The following is a 17,017-nucleotide window of genomic DNA, read 5'->3' as shown; positions in this document are numbered from 1 at the left end:
TATTTAAATTAACAATTCCTGTACATATTTTCTGGGTAATTTAAGATCCGCAACAGTTTTTATCGACAACACCTGAGTTTTTTCTGTTATCCGAGAGTAAAAAGTCATGGAATTAGAATACGAAAGCAAACGTCCTCTCCATATTCCCTACGCTGGCCCAATCTTGCTTGAATTTCCCCTGCTGAATAAAGGCAGCGCGTTTACCGAAGAAGAACGCGCTAACTTTAACCTGCATGGTCTGCTGCCTGAAGCCGTCGAAACTATCGAAGAACAGGCAGAACGCGCCTGGCGTCAGTATCAGGAATTCAAACACGATATTGAAAAACACGTGTACCTGCGCAACATTCAGGACACCAACGAGACGCTGTTCTACCGCCTGCTGGACGGTCACCTCAGTGAGATGATGCCGATCATCTACACCCCGACCGTTGGCGAAGCCTGTGAACACTTTTCCGATATCTATCGTCGCGCACGCGGGCTGTTTATCTCCTACCCTAACCGCGCGCATATCGACGATATGCTGCAAAACGCCACCAAGCAGAATGTAAAAGTCATCGTTGTAACCGACGGTGAGCGTATTCTGGGTCTGGGCGACCAGGGTATCGGCGGCATGGGGATCCCAATCGGTAAGCTGTCGCTGTACACCGCATGTGGCGGTATCAGCCCAGCCTACACTCTGCCTGTCGTTCTGGATGTCGGCACCAACAACCCGCAGCGCCTGAACGATCCGCTGTACATGGGCTGGCGCCACCCACGTATCACCGACGACGAATACTATGAATTTGTTGACGAATTCATTCAGGCCGTTAAACGCCGCTGGCCGAACGTGTTGTTGCAGTTTGAAGACTTCGCACAGAAAAATGCGACACCGCTGCTGAACCGCTATCGTGATGAGATCTGTAGCTTTAACGATGACATTCAGGGCACCGCTGCCGTTGCGATTGGCAGCCTGATTGCCGCCAGCCGTGCAGCAGGCACTCAGCTACGCGATCAGACAGTGACCTTCCTGGGTGCGGGCTCCGCAGGCTGTGGTATCGCTGAGCAAATCGTCGCGCAGATGAAGTCTGAAGGGCTGAGCGAAGAAGAAGCACGCGCACGCGTCTTTATGGTTGATCGCTTCGGTCTACTGACGGACAAACTGCCGAACCTGCTCGATTTCCAGAGCAAGCTGGTGCAGAAAAGTGAATTGCTGGCTGATTGGGATTGCAACAGCGACGCAATTTCACTGCTGGAAGTGGTACGCAATGCCAAGCCGACCATCCTGATCGGTGTATCCGGCCAGCCGGGTCTGTTCACGGAAGAAATCATCCGTGAAATGCACAAGCACTGCGCGCGTCCTATCGTGATGCCACTGTCTAACCCGACATCCCGCGTGGAAGCCCGTCCAGAAGATATCATTCGCTGGACAGAAGGCGCAGCGCTGGTCGCAACCGGCAGCCCGTTCGCTCCGGTTAACTATCAGGGCAAAATCTTCCCTATCGCCCAGTGCAACAACTCCTACATTTTCCCAGGTATCGGGTTAGGTGTACTGGCGTCGGGCGCCAAACGTATCACTGACGGTATGTTGATGGCCGCTAGCCGTGCGCTGGCTGACTGCTCGCCGCTGGCGAATAACGGTGAAGGCGCGCTGCTGCCGGATCTGTCCGATATCCAGCAGGTGTCCAAGCGTATTGCACTGGATGTGGGTAAAGCCGCACAGCTGCAGGGCGCAGCCGTGGTGACGTCAGCCGATGCGTTGCAGAAGGCGATTGACCATAACTTCTGGCAACCGCAGTACCGCAGCTACAAACGTACCTCGTTCTAACGGTCTGACTGCTAGAAAGCGCGGCATTTGCCGCGCTTTTTTTATCACTGCTTTTTATTCAGCTTTTCAATTTCGGGTCGAGCGCATCGCGCAAACCGTCACCCAGTAAATTAAACGCCAGGACCGTCAGAAAGATCGCCAAACTAGGGAAGATCGCGACGTGCGGGGCAATCACCATATCCGACCGCGCTTCGTTCAGCATCGCACCCCACTCCGGCATCGGCGGCTGTGCGCCCAGCCCTAGAAATGACAGGCTGGCTGCCGTGATGATCGACATCCCAATGCGCATCGAGAAAAACACCACGATAGAAGACACCGAGCCGGGCAGAATATGCCGAAAGAGGATCGTCCGGTCGCTGGCACCAATGCTGCGGGCCGATTCGATGTAGGTAAGCTGCTTTAGCACCAGCGTATTGCCGCGCACCAGACGGGCGAAAGCCGGAATGCTGAAAATCGCGACGGCGACAATCACATTCGCCATCCCACTGCCCATAATCGCCACAACGGCAATCGCCAGCAGAATACCGGGGAAGGCAAACAGCACATCGCAGAGGCGCATGATGATCCTGTCTGCCCACCCTTCGTAGTAGCCCGCCACCAGACCGAGTGTCGTGCCGATAATCATCCCGACCAGCACCGAGAGAATGCCCGCCGCCAGCGAGATACGCGTCCCCATCAGGATCCGACTGAAAATATCACGTCCTAATGAATCCACCCCCAGCCAGTGTGCCGCCGACGGGCCTTCATTCAGGCGCTCATAATCGAAATAGTTCTCGGCATCATAGGGCATCAGGTACGGTGCCAGAAACGCGATCGCAATCAGCAGTAGCACAAACACGCCTGCAATGACCGCGACATGCTGCTGAAGAAAGCGCCGCCAGAATTCACGCCACGGCGTACGAACCGATTTATCCCTAATGACAGGGAGCGTCGCCAGCATAGCGTTACGTCGCCAGTGTCTCATTCCCTTTCCTTATTTATAACGAATAGCTGGGTTAATCGCGGCATACAACATATCCACCAGCAGATTGATCAGAATAAACTCCAGCGAAAACAGCAACACCTCGGCCTGAATCACCGGATAGTCGCGCATCTCCACCGCATCCACCAGCAGCCGTCCTAGCCCCGGCCAGTTGAAGACCTTCTCGACGACGATTGAGCCGCCGAGCAAGAAACCAAATTGCAGCCCCATCATCGTAACCACCGGAATCAGCGCATTGCGCAGCCCGTGCTTCACTACCACCAGCGATTCGCGCACGCCCTTTGCCCGCGCCGTACGCATATAATCTTCTTGCAAGACATCAACAAACGACGCGCGGGTAAACCGCGCCATCACCGCTGCGACCGCTGCACCCAGCGTCAACGAGGGCAAAATATAGTGCAGCCAGGTGTCTGCCCCCACCGTTGGCAGCCATCCCAGTTCAACAGAAAAGACCTGCATTAACAGCATGCCGAGCGCAAACGCAGGGAAAGAGAGACCGGAGACGGCCAGCGTCATCCCGATTCTGTCCGGCCAGCCGTTGCGCCACACGGCGGACACGATACCAATCGCCATGCCAAAAATTACGGCCCACACCATGCTGCACACCGTCAGCCAAAACGTCGGCATAAAGCGCATGGCAATCTCTTCGGTGACCGGTCGTTTCGAGACGATCGACGTCCCAAAATCCCCTTGCAGGATATTGGTAAAGAAGTGCCAGAACTGGTGCGGCAACGGTTTATCCAACCCCAAATCCTGCCGGACCATCTCAATAACGGCAGCATCCGCTTCCCGTCCGGCGGCTAAACGCGCCGGATCGCCGGGTAACAGATGAACGAACAGGAACACCAGCACCATCACAATCAGGAGCGTGGGAATCAGTCCCAGTAGTCGTTTAATAAAATAATTCAGCATGAACAGTTTTCCACAGACATGCGTCGGACTCCCTATCAGTGAACGTGTGTTGACCACTGCGGGCAGCCTCACGGCCACCCGACTCCCTGGTCATTCTTTTGCAGCGGATTACTCCGCGAGATCGGCATCCTCAAAACTGAATAAGGTATCCGGCATCACGTAGAACCCGGTCAGTTTTTTGCTGTTTGCCGACACCAGGCGCTCTGTCGCCAGGAAAATCCACGGCGCATCTGCCCAGATTTTGTCCTGTGCATCTTTGTACAGCTTCTGTTTTTCCGTCCGATCCGTCGTTTTCAGCGCATTCGCCAGATCCGCATCAACTTGCGGGTTGCTGTAAAACGCCGTGTTGAACTGCGCGGGTGGCCAGGAAGCCGTGGCAAACAGCGGCGACAGCGCCCAGTCAGCTTCGCCCGTCGAGGCCGACCAGCCGGTGTAGAACAGGCGAACGCCCGTTTCTTTCACGCCCTTGCCTTCCACTTCCGCCGCCCGCTGTCCTGCATCCATCGCAGTCACCTGCACTTTCACGCCAACCTGTGCCAGCTGTTGCTGCGTGAACTGCAAGACTTTCTGCGCCGTACTGTGGTTATGCGATGACCAGAGCGTAGTGGTGAAGCCGTTCGGGTAGCCCGCTTCTTTCAGCAGTTCGCGCGCTTTGGCCGGATCGTAAGGCCACGGGTGATATTTTACTGAATAATCAATGCTGCTCGGCAGTGGCCCTTCGGCTGGCGTCGCATAGCCGGAGAACGCCACTTTAATCAGCGCCTCTTTGTTGATCGCGTAGTTCAACGCCTCGCGTACTTTTGGGTTATCAAACGGCTTCTGCGTGACATTCATACTGATGTAGCGGTGCAGAATCGACGGCGACGCCACCAGCGCCAGCTTGTCATTTTTCTCCAGCACTTTGGCCTGCTCAAACGGTATCGGATAAGCAAACTGCGCTTCACCGGTTTGCAGCAGCGCCGCACGCGTATTGTTATCGACGACTGGACGCCAGGTAATGCTGTCCAGTTTAGGCAGCCCAGCCTTCCAGTAGCCGTTGAATTTCTCGACTTTGACAAAGTCGGTCTGATTCCAGGTCACAAAACGGTACGGGCCGGTGCCGACCGGATGGAAACCAATGTCCTTGCCGTACTGCTTTAACGCTGCCGGCGAGATCATCACCGCCGCCGGATGCGCCAGATTGTTAACGAACGCCGAGAACGGCGTCTTCAGCGTAATTTTCACCGTCAGATCGTCAACCGCCTCGGTTTTTTCGATCATCTTGAACAGGTTATATCGCTTCAGGCGATTGTCGGGGTTACTGGCGCGATCCAGATTCACTTTCACGGCGGCGGCGTTGAACGCCGTTCCATCGTGAAATTTGACACCCGGATGCAGCTTGACGGTATACGTCAGACCATCGGGGCTCACGTCATAGCTGTCCGCCAGTACGTTCACCAGCTTCATCTCTTTATCAAAGCCAAAGAGCCCCTGATAGAAGGACTTCGCCACCGTCTGCGATAGCGAATCGTTGGCATCATACGGATCCAGACTGGTAAACGTGGAACCCACGGCGATAACCGCATCTTTGGCTGCCCAGACGGGTGAAGCCGCCATCGCAGCGGTTACGCCTGCGGCCACTAACCAGCGCCGCTTTATCGTCATTACGCTCATGCTACGTTCTCCTTGTGAATCACTGTCAATACGCGCCGGCTATCGGATGGTGCGCAACAAAGTGCCGCTCACCGACCTGAACCAAAGGCGCCATGATCGGCTCGTCGCCAAGCGCCCGAATCGGGCTGGGTATTTCATCAACCAGCAGCACCTGCTCACGCTGACGGCGTGCGGGATCAGCAACCGATACTGCCGACATCAGCTTGCGGGTATAAGGGTGCCGAGGGCGCTCGAATACATCTTGCCGCGAGCCAATCTCGACAATCTGCCCCATGTACATCACCGCCACGCGATGGCTAATACGCTCAACCACCGCCATATCATGTGAAATAAACAAAAACGCGATGCCGAATTCACGTTGCAGTTCCAGCATCAGGTTGATGATTTGTGCCTGAATCGACACGTCCAGCGCGGATACCGCTTCATCCGCAATCACGACTTTCGGGTTCAGCGCCAGCGCTCTGGCGATGCAAACGCGCTGGCGCTGGCCGCCGGAAAATTCATGCGGATAGCGGCGAGCGTGTTCCGGCTCCAGCCCTACGCGCGACAACAGCCACTCAACGCGTTTTTCCGCTTCCTGCCGACGGCAAATGTTGTGCACCAGCAGCGGTTCCATAATGGAGAAACCGACCGTCAGACGGGGATCCAGCGACGCATAGGGATCCTGAAAAATCAGCTGAATATCACGCCGCAGGTGCTGTAACGCCGCCCCTTTCATCTGATGGATTCGCTGACCATTAAAAGTAATTTCGCCTTTCTGGCTTTCAACTAGCTGGAGCAACGCACGGCTGGTGGTGGATTTGCCGCATCCCGATTCGCCGACCAGCGAGAGCGTTTCCCCCGGCCAGAGATCGAAGCTGACGTTTTCCACCGCATGCACTTGCCGGGTCACGCGGTTCAATAAACCACTGCGAATGGGAAAACGCGTCACCAGATTGCTCACCTGTAAGATCGGTTCTGACTGCGCGGGAACGGTATCCTGCGGTACGTTGTCCGCAATACGCCCCGAGAGTTGATCCAGCAGCGGAAATTTTTCCGGGAACGGTTGGCCGCGCATAGACCCTAACGCCGGTACTGCCGCCAGCAGCCCCTGCGTATACGGATGCTGCGGTGCAGTAAAGATCTGCCCAACGCTCCCCGCTTCGACACTTTCCCCACGGTGCATAACCAGTACACGCTCGGCCATTTCCGCCACCACGCCCATGTCATGGGTGATGAAAATCACGGCCATTTCCATTTCACGCTGTAGCACACGAATAAGTTGCAGAATTTGCGCCTGAATGGTGACATCCAGCGCGGTCGTCGGTTCATCGGCAATCAGCAGCGACGGCTTGCAGGAGAGCGCCATAGCAATCATCACCCGCTGGCGCATACCGCCAGACAACTGGTGGGGATAGCGATCCAGCACGTTGCGCGCTTCCGGTATTCTGACCAGATCCAGCATACGCAAGGTTTCTGCCCGCGCGGCGCGTCTGTCCATCCCCTGGTGCAAACGAATCGACTCGGCAATTTGTTCGCCGACGGGAAAAACCGGATTCAGCGACGTCATCGGCTCCTGGAAAATCATCGCCAGATCCGCCCCACGCAATACGCGCATCGCACGCTGACGGGCACCGCGGATATCCAGCACCTGCCCATCGCGACGGCGAAATAGCATGTCGCCCTGATGAATCACGCCGCCCGCATGTTCAACCAGCCGCATCAGCGCCAGCGACGTTACCGACTTACCCGATCCCGATTCTCCGACGATAGCCAGCGTCTCGCCCCGATCGACAGAGAACGTCAAATTACGCACCGCATCTGTCCGCTGCCCCTGCTGCTCAAAATAGACGCTCAGGTTGCGCACCTCCACCACCCGTTTTTCAGGCAAAATCAGCCCCGGAACAGGGGAAGACAGCGAGGCATAATGATCCTGTGTGGGCGACATGAACGGCGAATCTCCATATAAATGCGGCTGGAATCAGCGCAACGCGGTCAGGGACAAATTATCAGCGATTTTCGACTATATTTAGCGCAAGGTATGATGTAAAGCGGAAACTGAAATCGGCACGGTGAAAAATTTCTTTTTATAACATTAAGTTAATTGTCATAAAGACACGCCATCAGGGGCAATATGTCCTGCAAATCCGCCCACTTTTGCCCGAAATGGTTCGACTTGTGGGAAAAAAGTGACGCTTTCGCACCCCGCCCCTGTCGTTTGATGCCTGACAAGTCATGCGCTATACCCTAAATAATTCGAGTTTCAGGAAGGCGGCAAGCGAAGGAGTCCCGATGAGCTTACTTGAGTAAGTGATTCGGGTGACTGAACGCAGCCAACGCACATGCAACTTGAAGTATGACGGGTATAAAAGCCCTATTCATTGACCTGCGTACATTCACCCACGTTACGAACTCTGACATAATTAATACTGGCATAGGAAACGAGTTTTCGCCCATGAATGACGCGTTGCCGGAACACGATTCTTACTGATGAAATAAATCATATTAATGAAATCAGTCGTATTGATGAAACACACTGTGGAGTGAAGATGGAAAGCGTTAACGCAGGTTTACTGACTCTTGAACAAGCTCTGGAAAACATGTTTTCTCAGGTTCCTTCCCTTACCGAGACAGAGCGCGTATCCCTGTTCGACGCCGCAGGACGGATTACCGCCCATGCCATCGCCTCCCCGATTAACGTCCCACCTTTCGCCAATTCCGCGATGGATGGCTATGCCGTACGCTGCGCCGATTTGTTCGCCTCAGCAACGCTGCCGCTGGCCGGCAAAGCCTTTGCGGGTGCGCCCTTCACCGGCGACTGGCCGGCGGGAACCTGCATTCGCATTATGACCGGCGCGCCGATTCCCGCAGGAGCCGACGCCGTCATCATGCAGGAACAGGCTGACGTCAGCGAGGACGGCATCCGCTTTCCGAACGAGGTAAAACCCGGCCAGAATATTCGTCTGGCAGGAGAAGACATTCAGGCTGGTGCCAGCGTGCTGCCTGCGGGCTGTAAGCTAGGCGTGGCGGAGCTGCCGTTGTTGGCTTCGCTGGGGATTGCGCAGATTGACGTGGTGCGCCGCCTGAAAGTCGCAGTGTTTTCAACCGGTGATGAGCTGCAACCCGTCGGCGAACCGCTGGCAGACGGCCAGATTTATGACACCAACCGTTTCGCCGTCCGTTTGATGCTGGAACAGCTAGGTTGCGAGGTTCACGATCTGGGGATTATCCGCGACGATCCGGCAGCCCTGCGCGCCGCTTTTCATGAAGCAGATAAGCTTGCCGATCTGGTGATTAGCAGCGGCGGTGTTTCCGTTGGCGAAGCGGATTACACCAAACAAATGCTGGATGAGCTGGGTGATATCCATTTCTGGAAGCTGGCGATCAAACCCGGTAAGCCCTTCGCTTTTGGCAAATTACAACACGCCTGGTTCTGCGGCCTGCCGGGGAATCCGGTTTCTGCTGCGCTGACGTTCTATCAACTGGTTCAGCCACTGCTGGCTCGCCTGTCTGGCTATACGCAATGGCGCTTACCGCCACGGGTTCGCGTCAAAACCACCAGCGCACTGAAAAAGACACCGGGGCGCACCGATTTCCAGCGCGGTGTTTTCAGTCGCAACGCACAGGGTGAGCTGGAAGTCAGAACCACCGGGCATCAGGGTTCACATGTTTTCAGCTCGTTCAGCCTCGGTAACTGCTTCATCGTACTGGAGCAAGATCGCGGTCGCGTCGCCGCTGGCGAATGGGTCGAGATCGAGCCCTTCAACGCGCTGCTGGGGCACTGAGCATGTTGCCGGAGCTGAGCGATGAAGAGATGCTGCGCTACAATCGACAGATTGTGCTGCGCGGCTTTGATTTTGACGGACAGGAAAAGCTGAAAGCGTCACGTCTGCTGATTGTCGGGCTGGGTGGGCTAGGCTGTGCCGCCGCGCAGTATCTGGCCGCGGCGGGCGTCGGCCATTTAACGCTGCTGGATTTTGATACCGTCTCTCTGTCTAACCTGCAACGTCAGGTGCTGCACCGTGATGATCGTATCGGCATGGCGAAGGTCGAATCTGCGCGTCTGACGTTATCCGATATGAATCCGCATCTTTCGCTCGATACGATTGATGGCGATCTCGATGACGAGGCGTTGAGCGAACTGGTCAGCAAACACGATGCCGTGCTGGACTGTACCGACAATGTCACCATTCGCAACCGCCTAAACCGCATTGGCTTTCAGCTCAAGAAGCCGCTGATCTCTGGAGCGGCAATTCGGATGGAAGGCCAAATCAGCGTCTTTACCTATCAGCCCGAGGAACCTTGCTATCATTGTCTCAGCCGTCTGTTCGGTGCCAATGCGCTGACCTGCGTCGAGGCAGGCGTGATGTCGCCGCTGGTAGGCACCATCGGCAGTTTGCAGGCGATGGAAGCCATTAAGCTGCTAACCGGTTACGGTAGGCTAGTGACAGGCCGACTGCTGATGTTCGATGCGATGACGCTGCAATTTCGCGAAATGATGCTGCCGAAAAACCCGCACTGCGACGTCTGCGGCGGAGCGGGCTGACAAAGGAAAGATTGGCATCCGGCACGATAAGCCATTGAATACGGCGAAAATCAGTGACACATTATCAAGGCGAATCATCACGTAAACTGAGGAACACACCATGAGTAATGCTTTTTTGCAGTCAATCAAGGCCCGTCGTTCAATCTATGCCATCGGCAATACATTACCGATATCAGAAGATCAGGTTACCGCCCTCATTACCGAAGCCGTTAATGAAAGCCCCTCCTCTTTTAATTCACAAAGCTCACGCGTTGTGATTCTGTTCGGCGAGCAGCATCACAAACTGTGGGATATTGTTAAACAGCAGCTGAAGAAAATTGTACCGGCAGACGCTTTTGCCCCGACAGAAAATAAACTGGCTTCCTTTGCCGCTGGCGCAGGTACCGTCCTGTTTTTTGAAGACACCGCCGTGATTGAAGCGCTACAGGAAAAATTCGCGCTTTATGCCGATAACTTCCCGGTCTGGTCTGAACATTCAACCGGTATTGCTCAGTTTGCCGTGTGGTCTACGCTGGCGCAGGAAAAAATTGGCGCTTCGCTCCAGCACTACAATCCGCTGATTGACGATGATGTTAAATCACAGTGGAATCTGCCAGCCAGTTGGAAGTTGCGTGCTCAAATGCCATTTGGCTCAATCGAGCAGCCAGCCGGTGAGAAAACCTATATTTCCTTTGAAGAGCGTTTCCGCGTATTTAAATAATCCGCTGAATCAGCCTTTATCAACAAACAGGGACACCGCGCGGTGTCCCTGTTTGTTTTCTCCCCTATTTACGGCATCAACGCGGTGGCGCAAAAACCTGAATCGCCTTTTCTCTGATCCCGAATACCGCGGGCGTTTTACCAATCAGCTCACCGTCGGCATTGATATCGTGCGGCTTCGAGGTATTCAGCGTCAGTTGTCTGGCGGAAAAGGCGCGGACTTTGCGCCAGCGACCGTGCGTTCCCTTGCGGATAAAGGGGATCAGTGCCACCATTTCCCACCAGTGAGACACCTCCAGGCTATATACATCCAGCCGGCCATCATCGGGCGCGGCACTGTCTGCCACCGCCATGCCGCCGCCGTAGAAACGCCCATTTCCCACCGACACCTGCACGGTTCTCACCCGCTCTTTGATGCCATCGTGCTCAATCTCGACGCGGAAAGGACGACTTTGCTTCAAAAGCTTGAAGGCCGCCAGCGCATAGCCCAATGTGCCCCACCGTTTCTTGGATTTCGCCGACAGTCCGCGCGCCAAGGCCGCAGAAAACCCAATACTGGAAACGTTAAAGAACAGATGCCCGTTGACCTCCCCCAAATCAACGGCGCGCCGCTGCCCGCTAGCGATAACCTGCACGGCCTGCCGAATCTCTCGGGGGATTCCCACCGTACGGGCAAAGTCATTCGCTGTCCCTAAGGGCAGCACGCCCAGCGGCAAGCCAGTATCCACCAGACCTGGCGCGGCTGAATTTAGCGTGCCATCGCCACCGCCAATAATGACAAAGTCCACCCGATCCGCATACGCACGTATAATATCACTGCATGAACCCGTCTCTTTTTCATCAGGTTCGACGATATTGATCTGGCTTTGTTGCAATAATTCTTTCACATAGCGTGCTGAGGAATCGCCATTCCGCGCATGTTTATTAATCAATAAAAGCGCTGTTGGGCCTGACTCCTTCGCTGCTGAATAATGGCTCATGGTCATCCACCCAACATCATTGATTGATTAAATCTAACCATAGGGATAATCAAACCGACAAGGGAGCTTTAACAAGCCCACAATAAAATACAAAACATTACGTTCCAGCAGCCTGCTGCTCATACTTCCACACCGAAACCACTATACTGAATCCAACAAGCCAGCGAACTCTTTAGCCAGTTGTGCTATGGCGTCATTCCAGTAAAATGTCGCACCACTATTTTTAGGCGAAAACAGAGACTTATTACTTATTCACCTATCTCATGAATGATTCTCTGGGGAAACTATGTTGCAGACCGGATTCATTAATAACTCACGTTGGTTAGACAAAACGCGCGCAGTCGTAATACTTGGATCCATGCTGCTTGCCGCCTTTCTGGTTATCAGTTGGACCAGCTATGAAGTGGCTAAAGAATCACTGGAAGAAGAAATCGAAGAAAATACCCTGCCGCTCACCAGCGATAATGTCTATTCTGAAATCCAGCAGGATTTGTTGAAGCCTATCTTTATTTCATCCCTAATGGCGCACGATACGTTTTTACGTGACTGGGTACTAAAAAATGAAAGCGATCCACAGGCCCTATTCCGCTATCTGAAAGAGATCGATCGCCGCTTCAACACCGTATTTTCTTTTTTCATTTCTGATAAAACCGGGCTCTATTACGATCAGCAGCGCATCCTGAAAACCGTCTCGGAATCGTCCCCCGACGATCAATGGTATTTCCAGCACAAAGCGCTATCGGATGACATGCCTTACGTTGTCGATCTCCGCGTCGATCCTGAGAACCGCACGCGTCTGGACATTTTCATCAACCACAAAGTGATGGATTATGAAGACAACTTCATTGGCATTACTGGCGTGGGCATCCCGGTTGATCGTGTTAAGCACCTGATTGAAAAATACGAACAGCGCTATAACAGGACGATCTATTTCGTTGATAAACAAGGTAATATTACGCTACATGGAGAAACTTACGCGCGCTCACTAAAACTTCAAGAGCAGGAGGGGCTGAACCGGATCGCGACCACGATTTTAACTTCCCCCGGCGGCGCTTACGAATATCAGTCAAACGGAGAACATATTTTCCTCAATACCCGTTTAATCCCTGAATTCGGCTGGTATTTGATGGTTGAGCAAACCAGTCATCCCAGTGAAAAACGACTGTTCACCACATTGCTAAAAAATCTGGGTATCAGCACGTTTGTCAGCATCCTTTTTCTGTTTCTGCTGTGGTTGACGATTGGCGGATATCAACGCCGTCTGGAACAGATGGCGACGACCGATAAATTAACGGGCCTCATGAACCGTCAGGCATTCGATTATTTATTCCGTCGTCTCGGGACGAAAAATGCCTTACAGCATAAATCGCTCTCCATTATTTTGATTGATATTGACCACTTTAAGAAAATTAATGACAAGTACGGCCACAATGTCGGAGATATGGTTTTAAAAGAGGTTTCCGCCATCCTATCGGCCAATACCCGCTCCAGCGATCAATCCTGCCGTTGGGGAGGAGAAGAGTTCGTCATTTTGCTCGACGATTGCGATCTCAACGCCGCACAACAGCGCGCCGAGGCCCTGCGTCAGAGTATTGAAACCACGCATCTTCCCTACCGTGAAGGAAGAATTCAGGTGACAGCCAGCTGCGGCGTTGCTGAATATCGGGCGGGCGAAACGCTAAACATGCTGATTAACCGCGCCGATATCGCGCTCTATCAGGCAAAACAGCAAGGACGTAATCAGGTGGTCGGTGCCGCGCAATAGCGCGCCATCAATAAAAAGGTAACGGGGAGCATTATGTCTCCCCGTTATTTCATCCTAAATCGTCAAACAGGCTTTTCAGCCACTAAATACCATCATCTTTTGTCTGCACCCAAAACGCATGCACCAACCCAGGAAAATAACCTAACAGCGTCAGAATAATATTCAGAATAAATGCCCCACCGATGCCTTTCCCCAGTAACACGCCCAACGGTGGCAGGAGAATAGTCAGTACAATACGCCAAAATCCCATATCAACCTCCGTAACGTGATGATTCCTTATGAAAGTAGTTCAGCACATGGGATTTGTCAGTACGGTACGAGATGATTGAGAGTAATCTTTGCTGGTAAAATGAAAGCCTGTGTTTCAGTGCCCCAGAACCACACCGCCATCCATCAGGACATGTCACATGGCGAGTACTCGTCTCTGCGCCCTATTGATAAGATGACCGAAGGCGTTATGCCACGTACTACTCTCCTCATTATTAATTCAATTAACTATTCATAATAATAAGAAAAACCGTCAAAACATATTATTTGAAATACATAGCAGAGGAAAAATAATTCCCTCAATAATTAAATACGCTCTGAATTTATATTTTCCGAGCACCTTGCAAACCAGACTTAATTTTCTACACTTAATCGCGATGCAAGGACTTGCATCTAAAAACAGCGATTAACATTGGAGATTGTTATGAAAAAGAAATTCGCATTCCCTTTATTATTGTCACTGACTACGATTTTTAGCGCGTATGCTTATTCAGAAACATCCAGTCTTAATGATAAAGAAGGCCCGCCAGTTAAATTCGCCGAAACAGCCTTCGCCCAACTGGATGGAAGCAACAGCGTATTATCCGCTTCTGAAACGGGAGAGGCACCTGCACAAAACGGTGCACTGCGGGCACCTGCGCCACCGCTGAGTCGGCTTGCTATCTATGCTGTCGGTTCATCAAACTGCAATTGGGAATATATGACCACGGTTGGCCAATTTTCAACAACGTGCGATCACGGAGGAGCACAACTTCGCGTTGCCGTACAGGAAATTGGCTATGGTGGTAATGCCATTGCCTGGATGAACTCAGGCCAATTAGCAAATTCTAAGAATTACCAAAATGATTCTATTTGCGTGGTAGGGACATCCTACGTTTTCCCTTGCCCCGTCGGTGGCACGGTTGTTGGCTGGATGAAATATTACAACCTTGACGGTTCGCAGAATGGTATATTTAAATTCCAGGACACCTCAATCAACGCGCCCTGGAATACCCTATACACTCAGATCAGCATTCAATAATCTATCTCCGTCCCCATCAATAAATAAAGGCCAATTCACACTTGGCCTTTTTTATTACGCGAACATATTAACCTTTACGGCTTTATCCTGAAAACGAAGCAATGCATCAGCAGCGCGTTGCAGGCCTTCTGCGCTCGCCCTTTCATTACGCGATAGTGCGCCATCAATCCCTTCCTGAATTTTGGAGAACACGTTCATAGGCTGGTGCGATGAAGCGGGTGCGGTGCCATCGTAAACGACTTTAGACAACGCGCTAGGGGCCATGAAACCCAACAATGATGACGATTCGTCGAGATCCATCTCTCCACTTTGGATCAGGCTATTTACGGCTTCGGTTAACGCCTGTGGCGTCATATTCGTGAAATCGTATTTCTTAACCTGAGTAGCGGAGGTGGCAGCGTTATTTGCACTCGTTTCCTGCGTTTTTTCAGCTAAAACAGCAGCAAACGAGGCTTGATTACCAACCTGAGCCGTTGAGTTAGCGATCGAAGCGCGATGCGCAAAAAGGCCATTCTCTCCAGTCTCAATTTTCATATTCTTCCCTCTCAGTCGTTATGAATATGCAATGCATCCAAGCAAACGATATGTCAGCGCTTTCAGTATAGGATTCTCGATGAAAATGTCCCTATTTGATTGGAGGAATAGCACCGTAAACTTCAACGTGCTCAAATGTTCAGCGACATAAAAGCGCCCTCCTCGCTCAGCTTATGTGTACCTGAACGCATGGCAGGTATAATAAATACTCATACCTAGTACCGACTTACAGAGGATCAATAATGAAAAAGCGAGCCATTGCTCTTTTTGCGCTACTGCCCATCACTCAAGCCGCCGCCACAGATTGTGGCAACGCCAACACGCAGTTGGAGATGAGCCAGTGTGCGGCTAATGAATATAAAAAAGTGGATGGCGAGCTTAATCGGCTGTATCAGGACGTCGTCAAACGTCTGGTGATTGAAGAACACAAGGCGTTGCTTAAATCAGCACAGAGAAAATGGATCGCGTACCGCGACGCTGACTGTGAGTTTCAGACCTTCCCGACAACCGGGGGATCGGTGCATGGCATGGTGTATTCCCAGTGCCTGACGCAGAAAACCGCCGAGCGCGTAGAAGAATTTAAAAGCATGCTACGTTGTGAAGAAGGGGATTTGAGCTGTCCGCTTTAAGCCACTACCAAGTGTGGAAAGCGTCACAGACTCAATGCGGGGTAAGTGTTTGAATAGCGGTAGAGAGACGGGGGGATTTGAACCCCCGGTAGCGTTGCCCTACTCCCGTTTTCGGGACGGGTTCGGTCAGTCGCTCCAGCATCTCTCGTTAGCAGTTGCCATGATGCCTATTTTTACGGCATGTTAACAGCACCCGCCCTCGCCTTTAAATTCAAGTGACGACTGAACGAGCAATAACAATGATTAAATGGCCGTGGAAAAACACTCAACCTCAGGTGCAGACGCTTGAACACTGGCACGCTGCGATTTCCATCCCGCTTCTCGCGCCGTTGAGCGATGAAGAGCGCCAGCAGCTGGTCGCCCTTGCCGATCAGTTTCTGAAGCAAAAGCGCCTGATTCCGTTGCAGGAGCTGGTGTTGACGGACATCATGCAGCAGCGCATCGCCCTGCTGTTTTCCCTGCCGGTGCTGTCGCTGGGAATAGATGCGCTGGATGGCTTCCATGAAGTTCTGATTTACCCCGGCCCGTTTATTGTTGAGGAAGAGTGGCAGGATGACATCGGGCTCGTGCATAAGGGAAAAATGGTGCAATCCGGCCAAAGCTGGGATCAGGGGCCGATTGTCCTCAACTGGCAGGAAGTGCAGGATTCCTTCGACCTCTCCGGTTTCAACCTCATCATTCATGAAGTCGCGCACAAGCTGGACATCCGCAGCAGCGGCGAAGCGACGGGCGTTCCCCTTATCCCTCTGCGTGAGATTGCTGCGTGGGAACAGCATCTGCACGGCGCGATGGATGCCTTGCAGGAAGAAATCGATCTGGTGGGCGAAGATGCCGCCAGCATGGATCCCTACGCCGTCCACGATCCAGCAGAGTGCTTTGCGGTGCTGTCGGAATACTTCTTCAGCGCCCCCGAACTTCTCGACGCGCGTTTCCCCGATCTGTACCGCTGCTTCCAAAAGTTCTATCAGCAGGATCCGCTAACCCGTCTAAAAAACTGGCAAAGCAGCACCCATTACCGTGCGCCATCGATTTACTAACTCATAAAAAAACAGCGAATTGTACACAGCCTAAACAGTCAGACGATAAAGCTGATTTTGCCGTTGACAGTACCGCGGGTGGCGGATATCATGCGCCCCGTTCACACGATTCCTCTGTAGTTCAGTCGGTAGAACGGCGGACTGTTAATCCGTATGTCACTGGTTCGAGTCCAGTCAGAGGAGCCAATTTAAAGAAAGCAGACGTTCAC

Annotated in this window: 15 protein-coding genes and 1 tRNA gene; 9 read left to right on the top strand and 7 right to left on the bottom strand. The window is 52.8% G+C overall.

Features of this window, described 5'->3' with window-relative positions; all coding sequences use genetic code 11:
• Nucleotides 1–106: 106 nt before the first annotated feature.
• On the top strand, nt 107–1,804 hold the full coding sequence (locus tag Q3A88_RS13915; RefSeq protein ID WP_110162597.1) for an NAD-dependent malic enzyme: 1,698 nt from the start codon (nt 107–109) through the stop codon (nt 1,802–1,804).
• Nucleotides 1,805–1,862: 58 nt separating this feature from the next.
• On the opposite strand, the gene gsiD is transcribed toward Q3A88_RS13915, so the two are convergent.
• The 4 genes from gsiD to Q3A88_RS13895 form a co-directional block, all read right to left on the bottom strand.
• Nucleotides 1,863–2,768: a glutathione ABC transporter permease GsiD gene (gene gsiD, locus Q3A88_RS13910; RefSeq protein WP_317178120.1), complete on the bottom strand. Its 906-nt coding sequence runs from the start codon at nt 2,766–2,768 to the stop codon at nt 1,863–1,865.
• Nucleotides 2,769–2,777: 9 nt separating this feature from the next.
• Nucleotides 2,778–3,698: a glutathione ABC transporter permease GsiC gene (gsiC, locus tag Q3A88_RS13905; RefSeq protein WP_010280879.1), complete on the bottom strand. Its 921-nt coding sequence runs from the start codon at nt 3,696–3,698 to the stop codon at nt 2,778–2,780.
• A gap of 108 nt (nt 3,699–3,806) precedes the next feature.
• A complete protein-coding gene (gsiB, locus tag Q3A88_RS13900; protein ID WP_010280876.1) occupies nt 3,807–5,351 on the bottom strand; it encodes a glutathione ABC transporter substrate-binding protein GsiB in 1,545 nt (514 codons plus the stop codon).
• Between the two features lie 25 nt (nt 5,352–5,376).
• On the bottom strand, nt 5,377–7,278 hold the full coding sequence (locus Q3A88_RS13895; protein WP_317178119.1) for a dipeptide ABC transporter ATP-binding protein: 1,902 nt from the start codon (nt 7,276–7,278) through the stop codon (nt 5,377–5,379).
• Between the two features lie 601 nt (nt 7,279–7,879).
• Between Q3A88_RS13895 and moeA the strand changes: the two genes are divergently transcribed.
• From moeA to Q3A88_RS13880, 3 genes are all read left to right on the top strand, one after another.
• On the top strand, nt 7,880–9,115 hold the full coding sequence (moeA, locus tag Q3A88_RS13890; RefSeq protein ID WP_317178118.1) for a molybdopterin molybdotransferase MoeA: 1,236 nt from the start codon (nt 7,880–7,882) through the stop codon (nt 9,113–9,115).
• Between the two features lie 2 nt (nt 9,116–9,117).
• Nucleotides 9,118–9,876: a molybdopterin-synthase adenylyltransferase MoeB gene (moeB, locus tag Q3A88_RS13885; protein WP_317178117.1), complete on the top strand. Its 759-nt coding sequence runs from the start codon at nt 9,118–9,120 to the stop codon at nt 9,874–9,876.
• 100 nt (nt 9,877–9,976) lie between these two features.
• A complete protein-coding gene (locus Q3A88_RS13880; RefSeq protein WP_193398864.1) occupies nt 9,977–10,576 on the top strand; it encodes a nitroreductase family protein in 600 nt (199 codons plus the stop codon).
• A 76-nt stretch (nt 10,577–10,652) separates the two neighbouring features.
• On the opposite strand, the gene Q3A88_RS13875 is transcribed toward Q3A88_RS13880, so the two are convergent.
• A complete protein-coding gene (locus Q3A88_RS13875; RefSeq protein WP_317178116.1) occupies nt 10,653–11,561 on the bottom strand; it encodes a lipid kinase in 909 nt (302 codons plus the stop codon).
• Nucleotides 11,562–11,844: 283 nt separating this feature from the next.
• On the opposite strand from Q3A88_RS13875, the gene Q3A88_RS13870 reads away from it, so the two are divergent.
• Complete coding sequence (locus tag Q3A88_RS13870) at nt 11,845–13,320, top strand: sensor domain-containing diguanylate cyclase (protein WP_317178144.1); 1,476 nt, start codon at nt 11,845–11,847, stop codon at nt 13,318–13,320.
• An 82-nt stretch (nt 13,321–13,402) separates the two neighbouring features.
• Here Q3A88_RS13870 and Q3A88_RS13865 read toward each other — a convergent pair whose 3' ends face one another.
• The gene (locus Q3A88_RS13865) at nt 13,403–13,570 is read right to left on the bottom strand and encodes a YqaE/Pmp3 family membrane protein (RefSeq protein WP_010280855.1); all 168 of its coding nucleotides are present in this window, start codon (nt 13,568–13,570) and stop codon (nt 13,403–13,405) included.
• Nucleotides 13,571–14,011: 441 nt separating this feature from the next.
• Between Q3A88_RS13865 and Q3A88_RS13860 the strand changes: the two genes are divergently transcribed.
• On the top strand, nt 14,012–14,608 hold the full coding sequence (locus Q3A88_RS13860; protein WP_205546296.1) for a YolA family protein: 597 nt from the start codon (nt 14,012–14,014) through the stop codon (nt 14,606–14,608).
• A 54-nt stretch (nt 14,609–14,662) separates the two neighbouring features.
• Here Q3A88_RS13860 and Q3A88_RS13855 read toward each other — a convergent pair whose 3' ends face one another.
• The gene (locus Q3A88_RS13855; RefSeq protein WP_317178115.1) at nt 14,663–15,142 is read right to left on the bottom strand and encodes a hypothetical protein; all 480 of its coding nucleotides are present in this window, start codon (nt 15,140–15,142) and stop codon (nt 14,663–14,665) included.
• 242 nt (nt 15,143–15,384) lie between these two features.
• Here Q3A88_RS13855 and Q3A88_RS13850 point away from each other — a divergent pair, with 242 nt between their 5' ends.
• From Q3A88_RS13850 to Q3A88_RS13840, 3 genes are all read left to right on the top strand, one after another.
• Complete coding sequence (locus Q3A88_RS13850; protein WP_014914890.1) at nt 15,385–15,771, top strand: lysozyme inhibitor LprI family protein; 387 nt, start codon at nt 15,385–15,387, stop codon at nt 15,769–15,771.
• A 239-nt stretch (nt 15,772–16,010) separates the two neighbouring features.
• Complete coding sequence (gene mtfA, locus Q3A88_RS13845; protein ID WP_317178114.1) at nt 16,011–16,808, top strand: DgsA anti-repressor MtfA; 798 nt, start codon at nt 16,011–16,013, stop codon at nt 16,806–16,808.
• Nucleotides 16,809–16,918: 110 nt separating this feature from the next.
• A tRNA-Asn gene (locus tag Q3A88_RS13840) sits at nt 16,919–16,994 on the top strand.
• Nucleotides 16,995–17,017 lie beyond the last annotated feature (23 nt).

The organism is Pectobacterium sp. HCp5_1 (genome assembly GCF_032905925.1).
In the GTDB taxonomy this organism is placed as follows: Bacteria; Pseudomonadota; Gammaproteobacteria; order Enterobacterales; family Enterobacteriaceae; genus Pectobacterium; species Pectobacterium brasiliense_A.
This window is presented reverse-complemented; position numbering and strand designations above follow the sequence as displayed.

Excerpts from the sequence above, each read along its gene's own strand:
- Q3A88_RS13915 (WP_110162597.1), top strand. The coding sequence starts at position 107 with ATGGAATTAGAATACGAAAGCAAACGTCCTCTCCATATTCCCTACGCT.
- gsiD (WP_317178120.1), bottom strand. The coding sequence starts at position 2,768 with ATGAGACACTGGCGACGTAACGCTATGCTGGCGACGCTCCCTGTCATT.
- gsiC (WP_010280879.1), bottom strand. The coding sequence starts at position 3,698 with ATGCTGAATTATTTTATTAAACGACTACTGGGACTGATTCCCACGCTC.
- gsiB (WP_010280876.1), bottom strand. The coding sequence starts at position 5,351 with ATGAGCGTAATGACGATAAAGCGGCGCTGGTTAGTGGCCGCAGGCGTA.
- Q3A88_RS13895 (WP_317178119.1), bottom strand. The coding sequence starts at position 7,278 with ATGTCGCCCACACAGGATCATTATGCCTCGCTGTCTTCCCCTGTTCCG.
- moeA (WP_317178118.1), top strand. The coding sequence starts at position 7,880 with ATGGAAAGCGTTAACGCAGGTTTACTGACTCTTGAACAAGCTCTGGAA.
- moeB (WP_317178117.1), top strand. The coding sequence starts at position 9,118 with ATGTTGCCGGAGCTGAGCGATGAAGAGATGCTGCGCTACAATCGACAG.
- Q3A88_RS13880 (WP_193398864.1), top strand. The coding sequence starts at position 9,977 with ATGAGTAATGCTTTTTTGCAGTCAATCAAGGCCCGTCGTTCAATCTAT.
- Q3A88_RS13875 (WP_317178116.1), bottom strand. The coding sequence starts at position 11,561 with ATGACCATGAGCCATTATTCAGCAGCGAAGGAGTCAGGCCCAACAGCG.
- Q3A88_RS13865 (WP_010280855.1), bottom strand. The coding sequence starts at position 13,570 with ATGGGATTTTGGCGTATTGTACTGACTATTCTCCTGCCACCGTTGGGC.
- Q3A88_RS13860 (WP_205546296.1), top strand. The coding sequence starts at position 14,012 with ATGAAAAAGAAATTCGCATTCCCTTTATTATTGTCACTGACTACGATT.
- Q3A88_RS13855 (WP_317178115.1), bottom strand. The coding sequence starts at position 15,142 with ATGAAAATTGAGACTGGAGAGAATGGCCTTTTTGCGCATCGCGCTTCG.
- Q3A88_RS13850 (WP_014914890.1), top strand. The coding sequence starts at position 15,385 with ATGAAAAAGCGAGCCATTGCTCTTTTTGCGCTACTGCCCATCACTCAA.
- mtfA (WP_317178114.1), top strand. The coding sequence starts at position 16,011 with ATGATTAAATGGCCGTGGAAAAACACTCAACCTCAGGTGCAGACGCTT.